We start from the raw sequence: 20,915 nt of genomic DNA on the forward strand, positions 1-20,915 counted from the left end.
ACTCGGGAGTTTTGAGACCTTAGGCTCAAAACTAAGTCATGGAACTTCAAAGAAGTTCGCTGACGTCCGTGCTCACCTAAGGAAAGTTTCAAAGATGACGTTGTCTACATTCTAAGATGCTACAGAATGAATTCTGTAGCATCTTTTTTAAATCTATTTTGTCGCAAGGATAGCGGCTTCTACTGCTGCTTTTTCCCGTTGAATCAAATCCACACGCGCTGCGATTTCCTTGATTCCCATGCTGATGTTTCGGCTGATAGCCATATCAGACAATTGTGGTTCAAAGAAGGCTTTGAATTCTGCTAAGCGCTCTGCTGTTTTGAAGGTATTGGCTGGGTAGATGACAAACTTGTCAAAGCTCATGTCTCCACCAAGAGCTGCTTTGACCCATTCCCAATTTTCACGCGCCCAAGTCCAGGCAGATTCTTGAGTGAACTCATGGTGTAAGAAGGTGAAATACCAACTCATTGCCAAGTCTTGTGGTTTCACAACATCCTTGTTCTTCCACTCTGTCAAAATCTTTTCAACTGTGTCTGCATCGGTTGTATAAGCCAGAGCTGTAGACAATTGACGCTTGAAGTTACCATCTGTCGCTTGAGCATAAGTGTTCAAGTACAAATCAGTCAATTCTTTGCTTTCATGGTGTTTGATTTGGTTAATCAAGATTTGTAAACGAATAGCGGCTGGAAGCTTGCTGATATCCTCTGCATGGGCTGCATAGATTTCACTTGCTTTAGCGCTTGCTTTTGCATCATCACCCTTGATCATATTTGAAATAACCAATTGACGAACCATTTCATCCTCATCTGCTTCTCCAGCTTTTGGTTCAAAACCAAGGCGTTCAAAGTTGAATTGGTTGAAGGTTACGAGCAACTTCTTATAGGCTGCTTCTACTTCCGTCCCTTCATCCACAAAGAGGCTGAGCCCTTGAAGGATTGATGAAACTGCAGATACAACCAAATAAGTCGTTTCTTGGGTCAATTTCTCGATGACTGGCAAGAGACTTGCATAAGAGATGACACCACTTTCTGCCAAGAGACGGCGTTCTTGAAGGATTTGTTGCTTGCTCAAGTTATCCAAGGAAGCCATATTGTCTACAATCGCATCCAAGAGCTCTCCTTGGTAATCGGTAATGTAGTGGGCTGTATTTTCCGTATTGAAACGAAGCGGTTCACTATTTGCAGCAGCAAGGGCAGCATAACCTGGGATTTCAAGCGTTTCTGTTTCAAGTGTATCTGGAATACCAGACCAGTTGCTGTTCAATGGCACAACCCATTGACGGCCTTGGTCTTCATGTTCTCCGATGAAGAATTGTTTTTGGCTGATCTTCAAGGTATCATTTTCTACCACTGCTGTAAGGACTGGATAACCAGGTTGTTCCAACCAAGAATCCATGAAGGCTGCTACATCACGACCAGAAGCATCACCTAGGGCATTCCAAAGGTCACGACCGATGGTATTGCCATATTGGTGTTTTTCAAAGTAAGCTTTGAGTCCTTTACGGAAAGCATCATCCCCTAACCAGCGGCGAAGCATATGCATGAGACGGCTTCCCTTCGCATAGACGATGGCTGGGTCAAAAAGAGTATTGATTTCATCAGGGTGTTTGACTTCTACATGGACAGATTGAACCCCATCGGTTGCATCGCGTTTCAAAGCCAATGGAACACCTGTTGTTTGGAAGTCTTCAAAGATATTCCAGCTTGGTTCGATGGCATTGACAGATACATATTCCATCATGTTGGCAAAACTTTCGTTCAACCAGAGGTCATCCCACCACTTCATGGTTACTAGGTTACCAAACCATTGGTGAGCCAATTCGTGAGCAACTACAAGAGCGACTTGTTGACGGCTAACTGCAGTTGAGTTTTCATCTACGAGGAGGTAGACTTCACGGTAAGTCACCAAGCCCCAGTTTTCCATCGCTCCAGCTGAGAAGTCAGGAAGCGCTACGTGAAGAGATTGAGGAATTGGATACTTCACGCCATAATAGTCTTCATAAAATTCGATGACACGTACAGCTACATCAAGAGAAAATTCTAAGTTTTTCAACGGATGGGCCTTGGTTGAATAGATACCTACGAGAGTACCATTTTTGGTTTTAGCTGTGATTCCTTGAAGGTCTCCTGCAGCAAAGGCAAGGAGGTAAGAAGACATCCGTGGAGTCGTAGCAAATTTCCAAATTCCTGTTTCTTTGCGGTTTTCCACATCGATTTCAGGCATATTGGAGAGGGCAATTTCCCCTTCTTCTTGGTCAAATTTCAAAGAAAGATCAAACGTTGCTTTGGCTTCAGGCTCGTCCACACTTGGAAAGGCTTCACGCGCAAAATGGCTCTCAAACTGAGTTGAGAGGACTTCCTTCTTCACGCCATCAATGCTGTAGTAAGATGGGTAAATCCCTGTCATATTGTCTGTGATGTTACCAGAATAGGTCAGGGTAACTGTCACTTGACCTGTGCCTTCCAATTCAACATAAACTACTTCATTGGCATCATCAACCGTAAATGGACGGGCTTGACCGGCTACTTCTACTGTTTCAATGGTCAAATCCTTTTGGTGAAGCGAGATCTTGTCCGCCTTGGCTTGACCCGTGATCACCACACGACCGCTAAAGGTCTTGGTTTTACGACTTAAATCCAAAAACACTTCATAATGTTCTGGAACGAATGTTTCTACAAAATGTGCAACTGCTTGCATAATTTCCTCCTTTAAATGTTTCACGCTTTTCCAATCAAAAGCCCTAATAAAACTATTTTATCACAAAGTTGGGATAAAAGAAAAGACAAGCATGACAATGCCTGTCTGAGATCGAAAAGACTCCATGATCTTACATTTCGATAATTTTACCTGTTTCAAAGTAAACTACCCATTCACAGATATTTTTTGCATAATCTCCGATGCGTTCCAAGAAGTTGATCACTTGGAAATAATCACGACCAGTCACGATGGACTCTGGATTTTTCCGAATTTCTTCAGTTGCTAATTCTTGGATGCTATCGAAGTAATGGTTAATGACTTCATCTCGTGAAGCAACTTCATAGGCCAAATCCACATCGCCTTTGAGGTAAACATCTAGTGTCGCTTCAACAAAATCTTTGACTTCACGGCCCATCTTGCTGATTTCTTCCTCAACAGATTGGATACGGACTTCCCCTTTCATGCGAATCGTTGCCTTGGCAATCGATACTGCGTGGTCCCCCATCCGCTCCAAGTCAGAGACTGCTTTTAAGACGGTCATCACGACGCGAAGGTCTTGTGAAACCGGCTGTTGAAGGGCGATAATCTCAAAAGACTTGCGCTCAAGCTTCACTTCGTATTCGTTGATCTCCGCATCATCTTCGATGACCTGACGGGCCAATTCACGGTCATGGGTCACGAAAGCACGAACCGTACGGTTGATCTGACTCAACACTTCATTTCCCATTGCATAAAACTGGTTATGCAACTTCTCTAAATCTTCTTCAAATTGAACTCGTAACATTTTATTTTCTTCCTATCCAAATTTACCAGAGACATAGTCTTCTGTTTCTTTCTTAGCTGGGTTCAAGAACATTTCATTGGTGTCATTGTACTCGATCAAATCTCCATCCAAGAAAAAGGCTGTTTTATCGGAAATCCGACTTGCTTGTTGCATGGAACGTGTCACCAAGAGCATGGTGTAGCGGTCTTTTAGTCCATACAAGGTTTCTTCAATTTTCCCAGCTGAAATTGGGTCCAGCGCTGAAGTTGGTTCATCCAAAAGAATAATCTTTGGACTGGTCGCAAGAACCCGCGCCACACAGACCCGCTGCTGCTGACCACCGGAAAGTCCGATCGCTGAATCATGCAGGCGATCCTTGACTTCATCCCAGATGGAAGCGCGTTTCAAAGAGGTTTCAACTGCTTCATCCAAGACAGCCTTGTCCTTGACACCATTAATCATCAATCCATAAGTCACATTATCATAAATAGACATTGGGAAGGGATTGGGCTGTTGGAAGACCATTCCGATTTCCTTACGCAATTCGACCGTATCGGTCCGTGGTCCGTAGATATTATGTCCATTATAGAGGATGGTTCCTGTGGTGGTGACCTCATGGTTAAGGTCACCCATGCGGTTAATGGCTTTTAAAAGGGTAGATTTCCCTGATCCTGAAGGACCAATCAAGGCTGTGATCTCCTTTGGAGCAAAATCCAAGGAGACGCTATTTAGAGCCTTCTTTTTATTGTAATAAACCGACAAGTCCTTGACTTGCAAAATTGGTTCTGTCATTCTATTTTCCTTTTTGTTGTCATTTTACTTTATCCAAAGTGACCCGATACATAATCGTTGGTCGATTGCAATTTCGCATTTTGGAAAATATTCGAAGTCTTATCGTACTCGATGAGGTTTCCAAGGTAGAAGAAACCAGTATAATCACTAGCACGGGCTGCTTGCTGCATGCTGTGGGTCACGATGACAATCGTATAATCCTTCTTCAACTCAAGCATGGTTTCTTCTAATTGCGCTGTCGCGATCGGATCAAGCGCTGAAGCAGGCTCATCCATGAGTAAGATATCTGGCTTCACAGAGATAGCCCGCGCGATACAGAGCCGTTGCTGTTGGCCACCTGAAAGGGTCAGGGCTGATTTATGAAGATCATCCTTGACCTGATCCCATAGAGCTGCCTGTTTCAAAGAAGTTTCGACCAATTCGTCCAAGATCTTCTTGTCTTTCACCCCAGCACGTTCATGCGGGAAGGTGATGTTTTTATAAATCGATTTGGCAAAAGGATTGGGCCGTTGGAAAACCATCCCAATGTGCTTGCGCATTTCATAAACATTGATATCTGGACGATTGACATCGATTCCTTCATACCAAATTTCACCCGTTACACGCGCAATATCGATGGTATCATTCATCCGGTTCAAACTACGGAGGTAGGTTGATTTCCCAGATCCTGAAGGACCGATCAAGGCTGTAATCTTATTCTTTTCAAACTGCATGTCGACGCCTTTAATGGACTCGTTCGTTCCATAATAGACATGCAAATCTTTGGTCGATAGGACCACCTTTTCTTCAGGAAAAGTAATGATGTGTCTCTCATCCCAATTGTATTTTGACATTTCTTCTCCTTTAAGCAGATGTTAGTTTTTTATGGAGGTAACTTCCGAGTTTGCGCGCTCCAAAGTTAAAGATCAAGATAAAGATCAAAAGAACGGCGGCAGAACCGGCTGAGACTTCGATCGAGTCTGGAATAGTTCCTTCACTGTTGACCTTCCAGATATGGACGGCCAAGGTTTCAGCCTGACGGAAGATCGAAATCGGACTGGTCACACTAAAGATATTCCAGTTTGACCAATCAAGGGCTGGAGCCGATTGACCTGCTGTATAGATCAAGGCAGCAGCTTCCCCAAAGATACGTCCTGAAGCCAAGACGACCCCAGTGATAATACTTGGAAGAGCTTCTGGTACCACGACATGAATCACAGTTTCCCAGCGAGACAAACCCAGTGCTAGACCTGCTTCGCGCTGCGTATGGTGGACGTGCTGCAAGCTATCTTCGATATTGCGGGTCATCTGTGGCAGGTTAAAGACGGTCAAGGCCAAGGCCCCTGAAATGATCGAAAATCCATACTTGAACTGGACAACGAAGACCAGGTAACCAAAGAGACCTACAACGACAGATGGCAAAGAAGACAAGATCTCAATACAGGTACGAACCAAATTGGTCAAACGACCTTTTTTAGCATACTCAGAGAGGTAAATCCCAGCTCCAAGAGAAAGTGGGAAGGAAATCACCAAGGTAATGACCAAGAGGAAGAAGGAATTATACAATTGAATTCCGATCCCTCCTCCTGCTTGGTAAGAAGAAGATTTCCCAGTCAAGAAGTGCCAAGATACATGGGGCAAGCCACGGACCAAGATATAAAGGATCAATGAGGCAAGAATCGCAACGATGATCCCTGAAATAGCATACAGCACTCCTGTTGCAATTTTATCCATTCGTTTAGCGTGCATAGTTCTTCTTACCTCTTTCTTTCGTAATCAGTTTAATCACACTGTTAAAGGCAAGACTCATGAGGAGCAATACCAAGGCTAGTGACCAAAGAACATTGTTATTGACCGTACCCATGACGGTATTTCCGATTCCCATGGTCAAAATAGAGGTGAGGGTGGAAGCTGGTGTAGTGAGTGAAGTTGGCACCACTGCCGAGTTTCCGACCACCATCTGGATAGCCAAGGCTTCCCCGAAGGCACGCGCCATACCAAAGACAACCGCTGTAAAAATTCCTGAGCGGGCCGCCTTGAGAGTGACATGCCAAATGGTTTGCCAGCGTGTCGCACCCATGGCCATACTAGCTTCCCGGTAATGACGGGGCACAGCTCGGAGACTATCGGTCGTCATAAAGGTAACAGTTGGCAGGATCATAACAAAGAGGACAAAGACCCCTGAGAGGATCCCAAAACCAGTCCCACCAAAGAGACTACGCGTAAATGGGACGACCACTTGAAGACCAATGAATCCGTAAACAACTGAAGGAATCCCCACTAAGAGCTCAATGGCTGGTTGCAAGAAACGAGCTCCTTTAGGAGAGACTTCTGTCATGAAAACAGCTGCACCAATGGCAAACGGCGTTGCCAAGAGGGCAGAAAGCAAGGTTACAATAAAGGAACCTAGAATCATTGGTAGGGCTCCGAATTCCTTTGCAGCAGGATTCCAAGTACTCCCAAATAGAAAACTAAAGATATTGACTTTATTGACAAAGAAAGTCGATAAACCTTTTTGGGCCACGAAAATCAAAATCATGGCAACGACGACAACAATCAAACTCATACATAAAAAAGTAATGGTTTTCCCAAATTTTTCTAGGCGGGAGTTTTTTGATTTCGTCAGCATTTTTTTTGCTACTTCGTTCATTTTTTACCTAATTCTTTTATTTTTTTGTCACATTCCCTTTTAAATCACGGGTGACTTTCATATCATTGATTGGGATATAGCCCATCTTACCAACAACTTTTTGCTGAACCTCATCGGTCATCATGTAGTCAATGAATTTTTTAGACAACTCATTAGGTTTTCCCTTAGTATACATGTGTTCGTAAGACCAGATTGGCCAGTTATTGTTGACGACATTGGCTTTAGTTGGTTGATAGCCATTAAGCTTCATGGTTTTAACACTGCTATCCAAGTAGGTAAAGGCTAGATAAGAGATGGCTCCTGGCGTCTGAGAAACGATGTTTTTCACCATTCCATTAGAGTCTTGCTCTTGAGCCTGCTTGGGTTGTTTGCCATCCATAATAATGGCATCAAAGACAGCACGGCTACCAGAACCAACCGCTCGGTTCACAATCGTGATTTCAAGATCTGGACCTCCCAATTGCTTCCAGTTGGTATATTCACCCGTAAAGATCTTTCGCAATTGCTCTGTTGTCAAATTATCTACTGAGATATTTTTATTGGCAATGATGGCTGTCCCTGCTACGGCTACCTGGTGATCGACCAGACTAGAAGCATCAATCCCAGATTTTTCCTCTGCAAAAAGGTCACTATTTCCGATATCAACAGCGCCTGATTGAACTTGTGAAAGTCCTGTACCAGAACCTCCTCCTTGTACATTCACAATCTTACCAGGATGTTCTTCAATGTAGCGATCTACTACTCCTTCAACCAAGGGTTGTAAGGCAGTCGATCCGACAGCAGTGATGGATTCTCCGCGATTGATCCAAGACGCACAAGCAGATAAACTTCCTGCTAATGCGATCGTCGCTAGTCCTAGGATCAGCTTTTTAGACTTTTTCAAATCATGTCTCCTTGATATTTCACTATTTCACTTATGATTTTGACAAGTTTTTTTCAAAAAAACCTGTACTTCCACTATATCATAGAACGGGTTCTTTGCCCAGCATTTTACCTAAAACGAAGCCCCTTTGGATAGAAATTTTTCAGGGTCTGTCCGGTCACTTTGGCAAAGCCCAAACCATTGCCTTCAACCAGGACCTGGTACCATCCATTTGGATGCGTTTCCTTTAATTGAACCGTCTCTCCCGCCACATAATGAACAAAGTCTTCAGGCGTGATCGAAACGGTCTCTTTGACCTCACTCGGTTTTAGAGCAAGGCCAAGGGCAAAACTAGGTTCAAATCGATTTTTCTTGAAGGTGCCTAGATGCAAGCCATTTCGGGCGATTTTTACTTTTCGCAAATCTGGTAAACCAAGTGAAACCAAGTAGAGTTCGTCCCCAAAGGTTTCGAGGACACCTTCTAGAGTGATCTTCAAGTGTTTCTTAGCAAACTCCTGCCACCATTTCTTTTGTTCTGCAGATAATTGGTCCTTTTTGGAAGGGATTTTGGCAGGTCGATTCTCTCCTAGATAACGGAACTTAGCAACAAATTGTCCCTCCCCTTTAAAGAGATGAGGATACATGCGCGCCGTTTCTGGATGGTCAATGCCTTCTGCCATACCATTGATCTTCTCGATCGTTTCCAGCTCCAGATTATAGTTTTCCACAAGCCAGGATACGATCTCTTCATTTTCCTCAGGAGCCCAGGTGCAGGTTGAATACACCAAGGAACCACCTGGAACCAACATCTTGAGGGCATCCTCTAGAATCTCTCTTTGAAGGAGACTGCACTCTCGAGGGTAATCGACAGACCAATAGTCCATGGCATCTGGTTGCTTGCGGAACATCCCCTCACCTGAACAAGGGGCGTCTAGTACAATCAGATCAAAAAAGCCTGAGAAAACCTTTGCTAGACGATCGGCAGACTCATTGGTTACTAGCACATTTCGCGCACCAAAGCGTTCGACATTCTCTACAAGAATTTTCGAGCGGCCCTTGTGGATCTCATTGGAGACCAAGAGTCCCTGATTGTCCAAATAAGACAAGAGTTGGGTGGTCTTTCCCCCAGGAGCTGCGGCCAAGTCTAAGACCTTCATTCCTGGCTTAGGCTGGGCGACTTGGGCCACTATCTGAGCTGCTGGCTCTTGCGAATAGACCAAGCCCGTTGCGTGCTCGATGGATTTTCCTGAGACCTTTCCATAATGGCCCCAAGGGGTATTGGGAATCGGATCATCAAATGCTTTTTGAGTTTCTTTCAAAGGATTAGTCCGAAAGGCCGATACTGCTTCTTGTTCAAAGGTCGCAAAAAAAGCAGCAGCATCCTCACCTAGAAGATGCTGGTATTTTTCTTTAAAACCATTGGGAAAATTCATTTAACTTCTCCCTTTCTTAAGATAAGTTTGAATTTCTGTTAACTTCACTTTTGGAACCATCATAATGGGTTCCACTGACTGGTAATTAGGTTTATCTCCATTTAGATTTAAAACGGTATAGCCCAACTGTTCCCCCATGATCGCAGCTGCGGCATAATCCCAAGGCCAGATATAGCTAAAATAAGCTAGAATCCCACCTGAGAGAATTTTTGAAAAACTAATACCGGCACTTCCGTAGACCCGAATGCCAAGAGAGTCCATACCAAGATCGGCCATGCCCCAGTCATTTTTCTCAAGCATGCCGACATTTGAAGCAATCAAAAGGTTTTCCAGAGGTTGGTCCACAAAGGGCGTCAGTTCAACCTCATTGCGATAAACAGGGAATTCTCCACCCCCGTAAAAAAGGTGATCCCGCATCACATCGTAGATCAGGCCAAACTGACCAATTCCGTCTTCAAAATAGGCCACCATCACCGCAAAATCTTCCTTTTGGGTCACAAAATTATTGGTCCCATCAATGGGATCAATCACCCAAACGGATCCTTCTGAAATCGGGGAGCGAAGGCCATCTTCCTCCGCAAAAATCCGATCTTCTGGGTAGCGATGTGTGATTTTTTCAACCAAATCCTTTTGAACCTGTTGGTCCATCTGGGTTACTAAATCTGTTGGCCCAGTCTTTTTTGAGATCATCAAGTCATCATGGAGATGAAGACGTAAGTAGTCTCCAGCCTCTAAAACGATTTGTTTGGCAAACTCTAACTTATTCTTCAAGAGAAAACCATCCTTCCTCTTTTTGCTTTGCAGCCTGGGTCACACGATAGAGAGAATAACCGCTCACTTCTTCGAACTCCCGTCCAAGACGCTTTTCTTCTCCGATACTAGGCACGACCTTCTTAAAAGCGCGGTAGGCTTCCATGTATTCTTTGACTTCTACCTTACTTTCATAGGCTTCTTCAACTTTATTGAAAAAAGAAAGCACTGAAGCAAGCTCTTCAGTGCTCCACGATAAGTCCAGTGGGTAACTATAATTTTTTTGCATTCGACATACTTCTTAGTTTATTTCTGCTCTTAGAGTGGCAGAGCGTAACTCTTGTTTGCGATAACTCCGTGGCAAGAAGGCCCGAATTTCATCTTCGTTAAAGCCAATCTGCATGCGTTTGTTATCTAAAATAATCGGTCTCCGCAAGAGACTTGGATTTTCCTCAATCAGATGGATCAAGGCTGAGATGGATAAATCTTCAACATCAACATCCAATTTTTGAAAAATTTTTGAACGAGTTGAAATAATGTCGTCTGTTCCGTTTTCGGTCAAGGCCAATATACTTGTCAACTCCTGTTTGCTCAAAGGACTTGTCATAATATTGTGTTCTTTAAATGGAACATCGTGCTTTTTTAACCAAGCCCGAGCTTTTCGACATGATGTACAACTCGGTGATAAAAATAATGTAATCATGTGGTTCACTTCTTTTTTTATATATAACTATCTGACTCTATTATACAAAAAAAATAGGTGCTTGAAAAGCGCTTTTTTGATTTCTCGACGATTTTTCTGAATTTCAGTGGAAAAAAGAAATCCCTTTCATTTTTCCCAAGAAGAGGCCCGAAAAAAGAGAGTGGGACAGAAATCGGTCATTCGTTAGAATTCGATTTCGTCGTCCCACCTCCGCACAGTTGAGTAGGGCTGTAAAAGCTGATGAAATCAGCGTAGTAGAGCCCACTCAACCACTGCGTCTTGTTCGACAATCCAAAAACAATTGAGAGGCTAGGACTTTTGTCCCAGCCTCTTGGTCCAGTTTCGTGAAACTGCTTCATCTTCTTCTAGTTGCGCCACTAGTTGATTGATCCCATCGAATTTGACCATTTCTCGTATCTTATCCAACCAATGAATGGTCAAAGTATGGCCATAAATGTCTCCTGTAAAATCAAAGAGATTGACTTCGAAACGAAGCTCTTTCCCATCAAAGGTGACATTTTTCCCGACAGAAGCCATCCCACGGTAGGTCTGCCCTTTAAAATCGACATCAACTACATAAACCCCATCTGATGGTAGATAGGTCCGATCAATCGGTGCTAGATTGGCGGTAGGATAGCCAATGGTGCGGCCACGCGCATCCCCATGCACGACGATTCCCCGACTGGATAAAGGGTGGCCAAGTAGACGGGCAGCTTCTTGGACTCGTCCTTCTAGGACAGCCTGACGAATGCGGGTCGAACTAATCTTTTCCCCCTGATCCAATACAGGAGAAATGACTTCCACTTGACCATCAAAATAATCAGCTAAGTCAGAGGCCGTTTTCTTATCAGAGCCAAAACTATAATCAAATCCAGCAATTAAAACTCGGGCCCTCAAGGCTTTGACAAATTGATCAACAAATTCTTTGGCTGTTTTAGAAGCAAAATCAGTCGTAAAATCAATGAGGAAGAGCTCATCCACTCCTAGTTCGTTTAATTTTTGGAACCGATCCTCAGGGCTCTGCAAATGGAGTAGTAATTCTGGTTGGTAGCGAACAAAGGCTAACTTAGGAGATTCAGGGAAGGTTAACAAAGCGACCTTCAAGCCTTTTTCATCCGCTATCTGACGCGCCTTTTTAAAGAGTTCTTGATGCCCCAGATGCAGGCCATCAAAGTAGCCCAGAACCAAAACTGTCTCATTCTCCAAATGGATCTGGTTAGCAGTAGTAATCATACGAATATTCATGAATTTATTGTAACACACTTTCTGTGAGAAAGACTTTTCGAGGTTTGTAAAGTTCTTCTCTTTTTTCTAAAATGGCTACCAATTTCCCTTGGTAAAAAGCAGCTAACTCTTTGGAATCACTCTCAACTGGAATAAAGCGTCCCACTTGGACTTCGCCAACCTCTTCTACTGTCAGCTCTACTTTTTCCAGATCCCCAGTGCCAATTTCAAGTGGGTGAAGGAAGCTCAAATCTCCTTGGGCTACTTTTTCAGCCACTTCTTCCAAGGTCAGGGCATCTTCTAGTGACAAACCGGCAGCACTGGTCCGTGTCAGATTAGACATATGAGCTGCGTAACCCAGTTTTTGACCCAAATCCACAGACAAGGTCCGGATATAGGTGCCCTTGCTGCATTTGACCCGGAAACGAAAACGGGCTAGACCTTCCTCGTAGCCAATCTCACTGGTGCGTGTGAATTCATAAATGGTTACCTGCCGGACAGGACGTTCCACTTCTTCTCCTGCCCGCGCATATTCATAGAGCTTACGTCCATTGACCTTGACCGCTGAATACATAGGTGGTACCTGCTCGATCTCTCCCACCATCTGAGTAATCATGCGATCGACCTCTGTTGCATCTAAAGGCGCTTCCACTGGGGTCCGCTCTACGATTTCACCGCTGGCATCTTCCGTCGTGGTAGAAAATCCCAGAGTGATTTCTCCTTCATAGACCTTACCTTCATCTTGCATGAATTCGACCATCCGGGTCGCCTTGCCAACTGCAATCGGAAGCACTCCCACCACATCTGGATCCAGCGTTCCCCCATGGCCGATTTTCTTAGTTCCTAAGATTTTTCGCAGTTTAAAGACCACATCATGTGAGGTCATGCCTGCTTCTTTTTTTACATTGATAATTCCGTCCATCTGATTTGCTCTTTCTAACTGATTGTGTGACCATCCGGTCCACCGACCCTTTATTATACCATGAAACAAGACTTCTTGTCCCTCTTTCCCCCTTCCCATGAACTCCTAAAAAATCCCGTAGCAGATTTCAGACTTTTTAAAATGGGTTTGATACAATAGAAAGCGAAAGAAGGTGTAACATATGTTAATGTATGATGTTATTGTGATTGGATTTGGTAAAGCTGGTAAAACACTCGCAGCGAAATTATCAAGCCAAGGAAAAAAAGTCGCTCTGATTGAAAAGAGCAAGTCTATGTATGGTGGTACTTGTATCAATATCGCTTGTATTCCCACCAAGACCTTGATTGTTGCAGCAGAAAAAGGCTTGGATTTTGAGCAAGCCATGAATGAGAAAAATGCAGTCACTACTCGTCTCAATGGCAAGAACTACGCAACGATTGCTGGAACTGGTGTAGACATTATCGACGCGACGGCTCGTTTCGTTTCTAACAAGGTCATCGAAATTCAAGCTGGAGATGAAAAGGAAGAATTGACAGCTGAAACCATTATTATTAATACTGGTGCTGTGCCAAATGTCCTTCCGATTCCAGGATTGGCTGAAAGTAAATTTGCTGTGGATTCAACCGGTATTCAACGTTTGGAAAACCTACCTAAACGCCTGGGCGTCCTTGGCGGTGGACCAATTGGATTGGAATTTGCTCATCTCTATAATACCTTGGACAGCCAAGTAACGGTACTGGATGCTTCTGAAACATTCTTGCCACGGATCGAGCCCAGCATTGCAGCTCTTGCAAAAGGCTACCTGGAAGAAGATGGTATTCAATTCTTGCAAGGCGTTCATACCCAAGAAATCAAAGATGGCCAAAACAGCTTAACGGTTGTCACAGATAAGGGAGACTTCGAGTTTGATATCCTTCTCTACGCTACAGGACGTAAACCAAACACAGCTGGACTTGGTCTTGAAAACACAGATATCCAAGTCACTGATCGTGGAGCGATCCAAGTCAACCGTCATTTGGAAACCAGCGTCCCTGGTGTCTTTGCAGTTGGGGATGTCAATGGTGGTCCTCAATTCACCTACATGTCACTCGATGACTTCCGCATTGTCTTCAACTATCTTACAGGCGATGGTAGCTACAATCTCGAAACTCGTAGAAATTATGCGACAACACTCTTTATTGCTCCTCCACTTGCCCAAGTCGGCTTGACCGAGCAAGAAGCACGTGACAAAGGACTTCCAGTTGCTGTTAAAGAATTGCCAGTTGCTTCCATGCCTCGTGGCCATGTCAACGCAGACCTCCGAGGGGCCTTCAAAGCCGTGGTCAACCCAGAAACTAAAGAAATTCTTGGAGTGACGCTCTTTGGAGAAGCTGCAGGCGAAATCATCAACCAGATCACCATGGCCATGGACAACAAGATCCCTTATACTTACATTGCAAAACAAATCTTTACCCACCCAACCATGGCAGAAAACCTAAACGATCTCTTTGCGATTTAAATAGAATAAAAACGCTGGAAAATTTTTCCAGCGTTTTTTAGTTTAAGAATTCACAGACAGCCTCTTGAAATGCTTTATTTTCTTCATAAAGAGCATGCCCAGAGTGCTTAAGAATGAGGAGTTGACAACCTGAAATCGCTTTTGCCAGTTCCTTAGATCCGTCCAAACCAATCACATCATCTTCAAGAGCACCAAGAACCAAAGTCGGACATTGAATTTCTTTTAAGACCTCAAGGCTATCATGAGTAAGGCAAGACTGAGACTGAATAGCAATTCGTTTCTCATCTTTGATTCGCCCCAAGCGACCCATGACATTATAAAGCAACCGCCACTTTTGATAGCTCTTTTGCGTGTAGGAATGCTTTGCAATATCCAGCATGAGATGCTTAAAATTTCCAGATTGACTAAGTTGTTGCCAATGCTCAATTCGTCCTCTAGCAAGTTGACTAGGTTTTGCAGTGGTCACGGCTAAGATGAGCTTTTGAACCTTTTCAGGGAAATCTGCAGCTAGCCATTGAGCAATCATTCCACCTTGTGAAATCCCCATGACATAGGCTGTATCTAGGTTTAGTGTCTCCATTGCTTCTGCTACATCTGCTGCCATATCCCGCGTCGTATAGCCCTGCCTCAACTCATTGATTCGAGAAAAAACATAGATTTTATAACACTTAGCAAGTAGACGATAAGAGAGGGAAAAGAGCTGGGCCTTTCCTTTAACCGTCTGCAACCCATCTCCCAAGCCTGGTATGATCACTAATGGCTGTTTACCTTTACCAAATGTCACATAGTCCATGCTCTTTTCGTTAAAATATAAGGTTTTCCCTTTTGTTGAAGACATTACTTCGTTCCCTCTACTATTTTTTCATGATTTATTTAGGTTGAGTTTTTAAATGCAAGGCAAAGCCAGCAGTCACTTTTTCAAATCCAACTGCCTGATAAAATTGATGTGCAGCATTTCGTTCAGCGGTTAATCCACTATTTAGAGCCAGTGCCTCAACTCCTTCTTTTACCGCTTGTTTTTTCAATTCATCGATTAGCCTACTGGCAATTCCTTGTCGTCTTGTTTCTTTTGCAACTGACAAAGCCAAAATACGATAGTAAGATCCATCTGCTTCAAAAAAGAAGAGCTTTGCATAACCTAAGAAACCTAAAATTTCTCCGTTTCTTTCAGCTAAAAGACAGCCATAATGCGGCTGAGAAAGAATCATTTCTAAACGTCGAGACAGCTTAGAAGCGGTCGTTGGATAGCCCAAGTCTTCGTATAGAGACAGTAGGGCTTCAGCATCTTTCATGGTTGCTTTTCGTATCTGCATAGGATTCTCCTATTCTTCCTTCAAGGCATCAAACTTAGCCTTCATGGTTGGATTTTTCCGTGTCAATTTTTTAACGGAAACATCATCCAACTTGTTGTTAGCAAGACGAAGTTGATTTTCTGATGTAGTCAAGAACTTCTTAACTTCTTCCATCCGTTTAATAGCCTTGTCAATTTCATCGATGGCCTTACCGAAGTTGACGGAAGCTGAGTTGTAGTTCTTAGCAAAGGCAACTTTGAAAGCATCCAGGTCTTCTTCAAAGTGGGTGATGTCGATATTTTGTTCACGAACAAGCGCCAATTCCTGCTTGTATTTGAGGGAATTGAGGGCCGCATTACGCAGGAGCCCAATGATCTGGATAAAGAACTGAGGACGCACCACATACATCTTCTCATACTCGTGGCTAACATCGACAATCCCTGTGTTGAAGTAGTCATTATCTGCCTCAAGCATGGTCACCAAAACCGCATATTCACAGTTCTTTTCTCGACGGTCCTTGTCCAATTCCTTGTAGAAATCCGCATTCTTATGCTTCTTCTCGGTCCCGTCGGCTTCATTCTTCATCTCAAACATGATGGAGATAATCTCCACTCCATTTTCATCACACTCGCGGAAGATAAAGTCACCTTTAGACCCACGTGCAGAGACCTTGTTGTCCTTTTCAAAATAGGCATTTGGGAAGGCAAAACTGCGAACCTTGTTGAATTCACTTTCCGCATACTGCTCCAGACTTTCACCGATAGCTTTTGTAGATTGTTGGGCCTTGAAATTCTTGTAGAACTCGACCTGTTCATTGGCCGCCTTTAGCTGGGCTTCATAATTTTGTTTAACAGAAGCTAGGGACAGTTCATTTTCCTTCTCTTGAAGGAGCAATTGGTTTTGTACCTGATCACGCTCCTTCTCCAAATTAGAAAGCGTCTTTTGCAGTTGGTTCTCATGCTCCAAGCGCAAGGTGGCCAATTGATTTTCCAGCGCTTGCACTTCTTTTTCTTTCTCTAGCAAGCTTTGGCTAGCGGTTTGCTCCACCTCTTTTTTAGCCAATTCTTTTTCAGTATCAAACTGTTGAATCTGGTTTTGTAACTGGGCAATTTCTTGATCCTTCTTGGCTAACTTCTCTTGTTGCTCATTAAGGGCCTTTTGCTCAGCCAAAGCCAACTCTTGCCGAATTCGCTCATGAATTTCCTTGTCAAACTCTGCTGTCCGTACCTGTGACAAGAGTTCGCTGTATTGACTTTCATTGACTGTAAAGACTTCCCCACAGTTGGGGCACTTGATTTCGTTCATAGCATGCCTCTTTCTCTATTCTTAGTATATTATATCATGCCACCAGTAAAATCAAAACCAGCAAACGAGGCTTGCTGGTTTTAAGTAAATATTCATTCTTTTATAGAGACTTTCCTTAGGTGAGGACGGACGGTAGCGACTCCCTTTGGGATTCCATACCTTAGATTTGAGCCTTACGTCTCAAATCTACCGAGCACCAGAAACTAATGCGTTTCTGATGCTTTCCTCACGACGAAAAGTCTCAATCTATTTTGCACTAGTTCCAAAATATTTTTTTCAATAGTTTCATTCAGTAATAACTTTAGATTTCTGAAAAGATGTTGCTTATTTATAATCTGAAACAGTGGACTTAGCTTACTGGCTTTAGTTTATTTCTTTTCAATCGGAGCGACACTGGCCAAGAGTTTTTTGAGACCCACTTCTGGAAAGTTGATCTTGAGTTCTTGGGTACTACCACTACCAGATACTTCAAGCACGGTTCCTTCGCCCCACTTCTTGTGAATGGCAATGTCGCCAATGGACCATGCGACGCTTTCTTTGGCGCTAGAACGGTTGCTATTGCCAAAGGGGAGGTTTGATGAAGTCAAAGCACTTGGGGCTGCTTGTCTCTTGCGCTCTTGAAGGGCTTGTGACAAGCTCATGCCTTTTCCAAAGGTCGTTCCGCCTCCATTGCTATAAGAAGCCTTAAAGCTGGTATTAGCTGGACGAGCTAATCCTTGGTAGGTCAATAAATCCGAGCTAATTTCATTGATGAAACGCGTCGGGCGGTTGTAGCTGGTCCGTCCAAAGAGCAAACGTGAGTTAGCATTGGTCAAGAAGAGAACCTTCTCTGCCCGCGTGATCCCTACATAAGCCAAGCGCCGTTCTTCCTCCAACTCATCTGGATCCTCTGCCGCACGACTAAGAGGAAAGACATTTTCTTCCATCCCAATCAAGAAGACGACTGGGAACTCCAATCCCTTGGCTGCATGAAGAGTCATCAAGGTCACTTCTGAAGTTTCTTGGGCCCCATCATCTGTATCGGCAATCAAAGCCAAATCGTTCAAGAAACGACTCAAGGTCTCCACACCTGATTCGTCGTCGACGGTCTCTCCATTTTCATCAAAATTCTTGGTAACAGACAGGAACTCTTGGATATTCTCGATGCGGGCCTGACTTTCCAAATTTCCCTGATTGGTTAGGGCCGTCATATATCCTATCTTATCAAGGACTTCTTCGACCAACTCTGTAATGGTCAGCTGGTCCAATCTTTCTCTCAAATCAAGAATGAGATTGGCAAAGTCCCAGATGGCTTGGGCAGCCTTTCCTTTGATGCCAGAGAGCATGATATTGGCTGAAGCATCCAGGAGTGAGGACTCTTGCATTTGAGCAAAGTCACGAATCTTATCCACTGTACCTGGCCCGATTCCCCGCTTGGGTTCATTGATAATGCGCTCAAAACTGATATTGTCACTGAGGTTGGCAATCAAGTTCAGATAAGCAATGACGTCCCGAATTTCCTTCCGGCTGTAGAACTTGGTGCCCCCTACCATGGTGTAGGGAATGTTGGACTTGAGTAGCGCTTCTTCAATGGTCCGTGACTGAGCATTGGTCCGGTAGAGAACGGCAAAATCACGGTGTTTGTAGCCAGCTTCACGACTGAGCTCTTCAATGGTTTTAGCAACAAAGACCGCTTCATCCTGCTCGTCATTAGCCCGGTAATAGACAATCTCTTCCCCGTCTTCATTTTGTGTCCAGAGATTCTTCGGACGGCGGTAGCGATTGTTTTTGATGACATCATTGGCTGCTTGCAAGATGGTTTTAGTGGAACGATAATTTTCCTCCAACAAAACGACCTTGGCATCAGGATAATCCTTCTCAAAGTCCAGGATATTCTGCATATCTGCTCCCCGCCAGCCATAAATAGACTGGTCCGCATCCCCAACGACACAGATATTTTTAAAGCGTGAAGCCAAGAGTTTGACCAACTGGTATTGGGCATGGTTGGTATCTTGGTACTCATCCACGTGGATATATTGGAACTTCTGCTGGTAATAGGTCAGCACATCTGGATGCTGATCAAAAAGACGCAAGGTCAGCATAATCAAATCATCAAAGTCCACTGCTTCTGACTGACGGAGTTCCTTTTGGTAAGCCTCATAACACTTAGCGACGATCTGGGTGTACATATCGCCAGCCTGGGCGGCGTAGGCCACTTCATCGATCAGGTCATTTTTGGCATTGGAAATAGTCCCCAAGATGGTCCGTTCATTCCATTTTTTAGGATCCAAGTTCAAGGACTTCAAAATCCGCTTCATCAAGGTCCGTTGCTCACCCGGGTCGACAATGGTAAAATTGCGATTGTAGCCAATGTGATCCGCATCACGACGGAGGATGCGCACACACATAGAGTGGAAGGTGGCAATCAAGCAGTCTTGGGTGGCTGGATTCAACTGATAAGCCCGCTCCTTCATCTCCCGAGCGGCTTTATTGGTAAAGGTAATGGCCAAAATATTCCAAGGATTGACCATTTTTTCATCGATCAAGAAAGCGATGCGGTGGGTCAAGACACGTGTCTTACCAGAACCAGCCCCCGCCATAATCAAGAGGGGACCTTCTGTCGTTTGGACCGCCTCTGCTTGGCGATCATTCATACCATTCAATAAAGGATTCATCTCATACTCCTCATTCATTCAATCGTTCTATTATACCACAAAAACCGGCCTAGCTTCTTTTAAAAAAGGACTCATTTGAATTTCCCTTCCAAAAACGATATAATAGTAGCTTAAAGAAAACAGGTTCATATCCGAGGTTGTAGGAGGAAATTTTGGAAAAACCATACAGTAACTTAAAACTGGCAGAACGTGGTGCCATCATCAGTATTTTAGCCTATTTACTACTTTCTTCAGCAAAATTAGCTACTGGCCATCTGCTTCACTCCTCTAGTTTGGTAGCCGATGGATTTAACAACTTATCAGATATTATCAGCAATGTCGCCCTGCTCATCGGGATTCGTCTCGCTCGTCAACCAGCTGACCGTGATCACAAGTTTGGTCACTGGAAAATTGAGGATCTAGCTAGTCTAGTCACCTCAATCATTATGTTTTATGTCGGTTTTGATGTCTTACGCGATACCCTCCAAAAGATCTTCAGCAATGAAACAGTTAGCATTGATCCACTCGGTGCTGGTGTCGGAGTGGTATCAGCCCTTGTCATGCTAGGCGTTTATTTCTACAATCTTCGCTTAGCCAAACGAGCCAAATCAAAAGCCTTAAAAGCAGCCGCAAAAGACAATCTTTCAGACGTCGTCACATCTCTTGGAACGTCGATCGCGATCGCTGCTAGTGCTTTTAACTATCCAATTGTCGATAAAATCGTAGCCATCATCATCACCTTCTTTATCCTCAAAACAGCCTACGATATTTTTATGGAATCTTCCTTTAGTCTTTCAGACGGCTTTGATGATAGCCTCCTCGAAGATTACGAAAAAGCTATTTTAAAACTACCTAAGATTGCGCGTGTGAAATCTCAACGCGGACGGACCTACGGAAGCAATATCTATCTGGACGTTGTCTTGGAAATGAATCCCGATCTTTCCGTCTATGAAAGCCATGCGATCACAGAAGAAGTTGAGGATCTCCTGAAAGATGAGTTTGGAGTCTTTGACATTGACGTCCATGTGGAACCTAGCTCAATTCCTGAGGATGAGCTGATCGAAAACGTTGAAAAGAAACTCTTAACCTATGAAAAACGCCTCTATGCTAAGCAAGAATTTGATACACTGTTAGCAGATAATTATACCTTGATTGACGATACCGGTCACGAACACCACAAGGTAGAATTAATAGAGGCTCTCGCAAGTGACCAAGTTCAATTCCAAAACTTTGAACTAGAGTCCATCAGCCAAAAAACCAAACTTATCCGTTATGAACTAGACGGTCAAATCCATACCAGTCTCTGGCGTCGCCACGAAACTTGGCAAAAGATTTTCCATCAAATTACTAATAAAACAGACTAGAAAGCTAGGAAGTATTTCCTAGCTTGAGAGAGTATCCAAACCTTATAA

19 protein-coding genes are annotated in these 20,915 nt (G+C 43.8%); 2 read left to right on the forward strand and 17 right to left on the reverse strand.

What is annotated here, in order from left to right; genetic code table 11:
- Positions 1 to 153 precede the first annotated feature (153 nt).
- The 13 genes from ABVF55_RS07265 to truB all read right to left on the reverse strand — a co-directional run bounded on the left by ABVF55_RS07265 (position 154) and on the right by truB (position 12,775).
- Positions 154 to 2,697 carry a M1 family metallopeptidase gene (locus ABVF55_RS07265; protein WP_445285135.1) on the reverse strand — a complete coding sequence of 848 codons (2,544 nt, stop codon included), beginning with the start codon at positions 2,695 to 2,697 and terminating at the stop codon, positions 154 to 156.
- Between the two features lie 130 nt (positions 2,698 to 2,827).
- The gene (gene phoU, locus ABVF55_RS07270; RefSeq protein WP_003006603.1) at positions 2,828 to 3,481 is read right to left on the reverse strand and encodes a phosphate signaling complex protein PhoU; all 654 of its coding nucleotides are present in this window, start codon (positions 3,479 to 3,481) and stop codon (positions 2,828 to 2,830) included.
- Between the two features lie 12 nt (positions 3,482 to 3,493).
- The gene (gene pstB, locus ABVF55_RS07275; protein ID WP_003003393.1) at positions 3,494 to 4,252 is read right to left on the reverse strand and encodes a phosphate ABC transporter ATP-binding protein PstB; all 759 of its coding nucleotides are present in this window, start codon (positions 4,250 to 4,252) and stop codon (positions 3,494 to 3,496) included.
- A gap of 29 nt (positions 4,253 to 4,281) precedes the next feature.
- A complete protein-coding gene (gene pstB, locus ABVF55_RS07280; RefSeq protein ID WP_003006600.1) occupies positions 4,282 to 5,085 on the reverse strand; it encodes a phosphate ABC transporter ATP-binding protein PstB in 804 nt (267 codons plus the stop codon).
- A gap of 10 nt (positions 5,086 to 5,095) precedes the next feature.
- Positions 5,096 to 5,980, reverse strand: coding sequence for a phosphate ABC transporter permease PstA (pstA, locus tag ABVF55_RS07285; protein WP_003006597.1), 885 nt, complete (start codon positions 5,978 to 5,980; stop codon positions 5,096 to 5,098).
- Complete coding sequence (gene pstC, locus ABVF55_RS07290; RefSeq protein WP_003003307.1) at positions 5,970 to 6,881, reverse strand: phosphate ABC transporter permease subunit PstC; 912 nt, start codon at positions 6,879 to 6,881, stop codon at positions 5,970 to 5,972. The genes pstA and pstC overlap by 11 nt, the downstream gene beginning before the upstream one ends.
- Positions 6,882 to 6,897: 16 nt before the next feature.
- Positions 6,898 to 7,764 carry a phosphate ABC transporter substrate-binding protein PstS family protein gene (locus ABVF55_RS07295; RefSeq protein ID WP_049518365.1) on the reverse strand — a complete coding sequence of 289 codons (867 nt, stop codon included), beginning with the start codon at positions 7,762 to 7,764 and terminating at the stop codon, positions 6,898 to 6,900.
- Positions 7,765 to 7,871: 107 nt separating this feature from the next.
- Positions 7,872 to 9,176 carry an RsmF rRNA methyltransferase first C-terminal domain-containing protein gene (locus ABVF55_RS07300; RefSeq protein WP_320909307.1) on the reverse strand — a complete coding sequence of 435 codons (1,305 nt, stop codon included), beginning with the start codon at positions 9,174 to 9,176 and terminating at the stop codon, positions 7,872 to 7,874.
- Positions 9,177 to 9,947 (reverse strand): inositol monophosphatase family protein, encoded by a 771-nt coding sequence (locus ABVF55_RS07305; RefSeq protein WP_061455451.1) that lies wholly within the window; start codon positions 9,945 to 9,947, stop codon positions 9,177 to 9,179.
- Positions 9,937 to 10,215, reverse strand: a complete 279-nt coding sequence (locus ABVF55_RS07310; RefSeq protein ID WP_445285136.1) for a UPF0223 family protein — start codon at positions 10,213 to 10,215, stop codon at positions 9,937 to 9,939. Before ABVF55_RS07310 ends, ABVF55_RS07305 begins: the two co-directional genes overlap by 11 nt.
- Before the next feature lie 12 nt (positions 10,216 to 10,227).
- Entirely contained in the window at positions 10,228 to 10,629 is a 402-nt protein-coding gene (locus tag ABVF55_RS07315) for a Spx/MgsR family RNA polymerase-binding regulatory protein (protein ID WP_009732658.1), read from the reverse strand.
- A 309-nt stretch (positions 10,630 to 10,938) separates the two neighbouring features.
- Positions 10,939 to 11,874 carry a bifunctional riboflavin kinase/FAD synthetase gene (locus ABVF55_RS07320; protein WP_445285137.1) on the reverse strand — a complete coding sequence of 312 codons (936 nt, stop codon included), beginning with the start codon at positions 11,872 to 11,874 and terminating at the stop codon, positions 10,939 to 10,941.
- A 4-nt stretch (positions 11,875 to 11,878) separates the two neighbouring features.
- On the reverse strand, positions 11,879 to 12,775 hold the full coding sequence (gene truB, locus ABVF55_RS07325; RefSeq protein ID WP_445285138.1) for a tRNA pseudouridine(55) synthase TruB: 897 nt from the start codon (positions 12,773 to 12,775) through the stop codon (positions 11,879 to 11,881).
- 181 nt (positions 12,776 to 12,956) lie between these two features.
- On the opposite strand from truB, the gene ABVF55_RS07330 reads away from it, so the two are divergent.
- Entirely contained in the window at positions 12,957 to 14,273 is a 1,317-nt protein-coding gene (locus ABVF55_RS07330; protein ID WP_445285139.1) for an FAD-containing oxidoreductase, read from the forward strand.
- A 37-nt stretch (positions 14,274 to 14,310) separates the two neighbouring features.
- Here the strand turns inward: ABVF55_RS07330 and ABVF55_RS07335 are convergent, their stop codons facing one another.
- From ABVF55_RS07335 to pcrA, 4 genes are all read right to left on the reverse strand, one after another.
- Positions 14,311 to 15,111: an alpha/beta fold hydrolase gene (locus ABVF55_RS07335; RefSeq protein ID WP_445285140.1), complete on the reverse strand. Its 801-nt coding sequence runs from the start codon at positions 15,109 to 15,111 to the stop codon at positions 14,311 to 14,313.
- Between the two features lie 31 nt (positions 15,112 to 15,142).
- Positions 15,143 to 15,586, reverse strand: coding sequence for a GNAT family N-acetyltransferase (locus ABVF55_RS07340; protein ID WP_118095669.1), 444 nt, complete (start codon positions 15,584 to 15,586; stop codon positions 15,143 to 15,145).
- Between the two features lie 9 nt (positions 15,587 to 15,595).
- Positions 15,596 to 16,870: a DUF2130 domain-containing protein gene (locus tag ABVF55_RS07345; protein ID WP_048789667.1), complete on the reverse strand. Its 1,275-nt coding sequence runs from the start codon at positions 16,868 to 16,870 to the stop codon at positions 15,596 to 15,598.
- A 368-nt stretch (positions 16,871 to 17,238) separates the two neighbouring features.
- The gene (gene pcrA, locus ABVF55_RS07350) at positions 17,239 to 19,524 is read right to left on the reverse strand and encodes a DNA helicase PcrA (RefSeq protein ID WP_445285141.1); all 2,286 of its coding nucleotides are present in this window, start codon (positions 19,522 to 19,524) and stop codon (positions 17,239 to 17,241) included.
- Between the two features lie 152 nt (positions 19,525 to 19,676).
- Between pcrA and ABVF55_RS07355 the strand changes: the two genes are divergently transcribed.
- Entirely contained in the window at positions 19,677 to 20,867 is a 1,191-nt protein-coding gene (locus ABVF55_RS07355) for a cation diffusion facilitator family transporter (RefSeq protein WP_445285142.1), read from the forward strand.
- Positions 20,868 to 20,915: the final 48 nt, after the last annotated feature.

The organism is Streptococcus sp. KHUD_012 (genome assembly GCF_052588255.1).